2 protein-coding genes are annotated in these 3,925 nt (G+C 39.9%); both read left to right on the top strand.

The window, feature by feature from the left end; genetic code table 11:
* Nucleotides 1-86 precede the first annotated feature (86 nt).
* Nucleotides 87-2,048 (top strand): sigma-70 family RNA polymerase sigma factor, encoded by a 1,962-nt coding sequence (locus HMPREF0083_RS26025; protein ID WP_021625003.1) that lies wholly within the window; start codon nt 87-89, stop codon nt 2,046-2,048.
* A gap of 281 nt (nt 2,049-2,329) precedes the next feature.
* A complete protein-coding gene (locus HMPREF0083_RS26020; protein WP_040305271.1) occupies nt 2,330-3,700 on the top strand; it encodes an alkaline phosphatase in 1,371 nt (456 codons plus the stop codon).
* Nucleotides 3,701-3,925: the final 225 nt, after the last annotated feature.

The following is a 3,925-nucleotide window of genomic DNA, read 5'->3' as shown; positions in this document are numbered from 1 at the left end:
AAATCGTCAGGTTTTAAGTGGTGGGTAGTTCACAAACCAAATGTTTGCTTCCATACTCTATATTTATGTAGGAAGGAGGGGAGCAGATGACGGATACAGAATTGTTAGTGCAAATCAGAGAAGGAGATGGTGAAGCGTTTGTAGTATTGATCGATCGGTATAGGGATATGCTTTGGCGCAACGCCCAATACTATGCTGCTAATAAGCATGATGCGGACGAAATCGTTCAGGAAACGATTTTTCGGGCCTACGTATCGATACATAAGCTTCGTGAACCGGAACGCTTTGCGGCTTGGCTACGCTCCATTCTGTTTCATTATGCACTTGCTCTACTGAAGAAGAAAAAAAGAGTGGTTGTTAGTGAGAAGGCTGTACAGCATCATATACAGAGCGAAAATATATTGTATGATGAACGTTTATACATACAGGAGGCACTTGGGAAGCTTGAAGATAAGTATCGTCGAGTGATTGTATTGAAATATTTCCAAGACTTTACATTGCAGCAAATCGCCGATATGCTGCGATGTCCACTGGGTACAGTAAAAACACGGGTGCACCATGCGTTGCGCCTTTTGCAGCAGTCCCTTGCAGAGCCGAAAGAATCCAAGGTGGAAAGGAAGTTATATGCGATGAAGCAGCATCTGAAGAACAAAGCCCTTTCATTATTTCCTATTCCAGATTTCTATGAGCTGTTTATAGAAGATTATGCAGAAGAAGCTCAAGGAGGTCGCGCGGTATTTTCATGGAAAAATCCTGCCGATGAGGAAGAGTACATCTGGATTGAGTTGGACGCTGATGAAAAGCTTATCGATTTTACCAGAAGTATACAGAGAAGTACCACGGGTTCGTCTTTATCTGTCGAACAATTGAGACAAGAAGGGCTTCGTTTTGTAGAAGAGCACTATCCGAAGGCGGCTCATACATTTGTAGCTGAACCGATAAAGGAACAAGGAGATGTATATCGCTTTTCTTATGTGCAGAAAGCAATGGATTTGCCGCTTTCAATGACAGGATTTACCGTAGGTGTAGAGCGGGATGGAAGCATTCAATCCTTCCATTATTATGGATATGCTGAGCGTGTGATACAACCGCAAGTATTGGCGGATAAGGAAGAAGTAAAAAGACAATATCTCGAACAATTAGAGATTACGCTCACTATTGAGAGCATTATAGAAGAAATATATGAGCCCGCGGATGGAAAGGTTCATTTAGTATATGAATTCGCTCCTTTGCCTGCTTATCCGGCAGAACACAAAAAGCTGAAGGCGCACGTATATGAAGAGGGGAAAACGGATGAATATATGCCGTTACCTCCTATGGCCGCAAGCGAGATTGCTAAGCGGGAATCAGCGAGTGTAGAAACGCTAATAGGTCTAACTCCCGCATATCGGAAAATCCGTGAATCCGATTTAGGAGAGGCGCTTGGGATCGTTTGGCGGGCAAACGAGGCGAGAGAAATACCCGATAGAAGTATCGATAGTTTCTTTAAAGAAAGAACCGAGAATACGGTAAAGGCGAGGGTGGATAAAGAAACAGGGCATCTGCATAGCTTTATATGGTTTGAGAAAAGAACAGGAGAGTTATCGTTAAGCGATGAAGAATGCAGAAAAAAAGCGCTTCAGTTTCTTTATACGCTTTTCCCACAGGCAGGTGCTTTTTTTCAACTACTAAAAAGGGCGGAGGAAACACACCAAGAAGAAACGTGTGTGCTGTTCACCTTTCGGATTGTGCATGCAGGTGTCCCTCTTCGCTCCGGGTTCGCATCTATTTCTGTAAATCGGACAAATGGGTACATTGAACGCTATATAGGGCCTGATATCGAACCCCAGCAACTCCGATCTGTAAATGCAGTACCGAAAATTTCCCGCGAACAAGCTATGGAGTTGTTTCATTCTGCGTTCGATTTAAAGCTTCAATGGTCAAAGGAATACGAAGAGAATGGGGAAAGTTATTATCAATTGGTGTATGCTCCAGATTTTCCTTCATTGCCGGGTGAACTTCGTTTTATCGAGGCACATACAGGGCAGATGATTTTTACTAAGTATTGATACCTATCTATGGAAATGAACGTAAGCGCTCGCTTGCGTTTATTTTTTTGATGAAAATTTACAAGATTTTAGTGATGACGAAAAGCTTTAACTTGATGGCATTGTGACGTGATCCCTAAAAATGTATGTTTTAATGATGTTGTTTTTGGTTAGTTTTTTAACGTTTTATTTACAAAAACATAATCCCCACTATATATAAACCTATTAAACTTTTCTATGTATGAATTAGTTATCGATTATTTAAATTAATTAAGAAATAAAAAATAGGGGAGGCTAACATGATTAGCAAACTATCCAAAAAAATCTTACCATTCGCTGTTGTTACATCTTTAGCTGCTACTGCTATAGCATCAGCAATAACACCGAATCCTGCAAAAGCAGAACAAGACGAAGATAAGGGAAAAGTAAAAAATGTTATTTTCTTAATTGGTGATGGTATGGGTCAATCGTACACGACAGCCTATCGCTACTTAAAAGATGATCCATCAACTCCGATAATGGAAAAAACGGAATTTGATAAATATCTTGTTGGTACCCAAATGACATATCCAGAGGACGAACATGAAAACATTACGGATTCAGCGTCGGCTGCTACGGCTATGTCCGCTGGGGTAAAAACATATAATGCAGCGATCGCTGTTGACAATGATCATGCAGAAGTTAAAACTGTCTTAGAGCAAGCGAAAGAAGTAGGAAAATCAACGGGTTTAGTTGCTACCTCAGAAATTACACATGCTACTCCTGCTGCATTTGGTGCGCATAATATTAGCCGTAAAAATATGGATGCGATTGCAGATGATTATTATGATAAAATGATTAGCGGAAAACATAAGGTTGATGTTCTACTCGGTGGTGGCACGAACAATTTTGTGCGCAAAGACCGGAATATAGTCGAGCAATTTAAAAAGGATGGATACAGTTATGTAACCGACCGAGAAGGACTGCTAAAGGATAATAATAATCAAATTCTTGGATTGTTTGCCCCTGGTGGTTTAGATAAAGCGATTGACCGTACCGAGAAAACACCCTCTTTAGAGGAGATGACAAACGCTGCGATTAATCGTTTAAGTAAGAATAAAGACGGTTTCTTCCTTATGGTAGAAGGAAGTCAGATTGACTGGGCCGGACATGACAACGATATAGTCGGTGCAATGAGTGAAATGCAGGATTTTGAGAAAGCCTTTAAGGCTGCTATTGATTTTGCTAAGAAGGATGGACATACATTAGTTATTGCTACAGCTGACCATTCGACGGGAGGATTGTCTGTTGGAGCAAATGGAAAGTATAATTTTGATGCGAATCCTATCAAAGCAGCCAAACGTACGCCTGATTTTATCTCTCATGAAATCGTTGCAGGTGCTAATGTAGAAGAAACACTAAAAAAATATATTACATTGCAATTGACTGATAAAGAAATTCAATCAGTAAAAGATGCAGCAGTTTCAAAAGATCAAGGTAAAATAAGTAATGCAATTAAAGTGATTTTTGATGTTCGTTCCAATGCAGGCTGGACAACTGGCGGCCATACGGGTGAAGATGTTCCTGTATATGCGTACGGTCCAGGAAAGGAAATGTTCTCAGGACTCATTGATAATACTGACAATGCAAAAAACATCTTTAAAATCTTAAAGGGCAAGAAAGAAGAAGAGTAAAAATAAAAAACTTAAATCTACGGCGCAAAATCTTACAAGCGATGACGAAGAGGAGAAAAGGTCTACTCCTACTCTTATCAGCAACGATGAGAAAGTAAAAAAGCTTCTATAAGATAATAAAGAGAGAGCAGTATTCAATTTTGAATACTGCCCTTTTTTATAGCTTAGAGATACATTATTTTATCTAAAACCACGCCTGTTGATTATCCATAAGGTGGAAAAAAG

This window comes from Aneurinibacillus aneurinilyticus ATCC 12856 (assembly GCF_000466385.1).
Classification (GTDB): domain Bacteria; phylum Bacillota; class Bacilli; order Aneurinibacillales; family Aneurinibacillaceae; genus Aneurinibacillus; species Aneurinibacillus aneurinilyticus.
The sequence above is the reverse complement of the archived record's forward strand: the minus strand, read 5'-3'. Positions and strand labels throughout refer to the sequence as shown.

Excerpts from the sequence above, each read along its gene's own strand:
- HMPREF0083_RS26025 (WP_021625003.1), top strand. The coding sequence starts at position 87 with ATGACGGATACAGAATTGTTAGTGCAAATCAGAGAAGGAGATGGTGAA.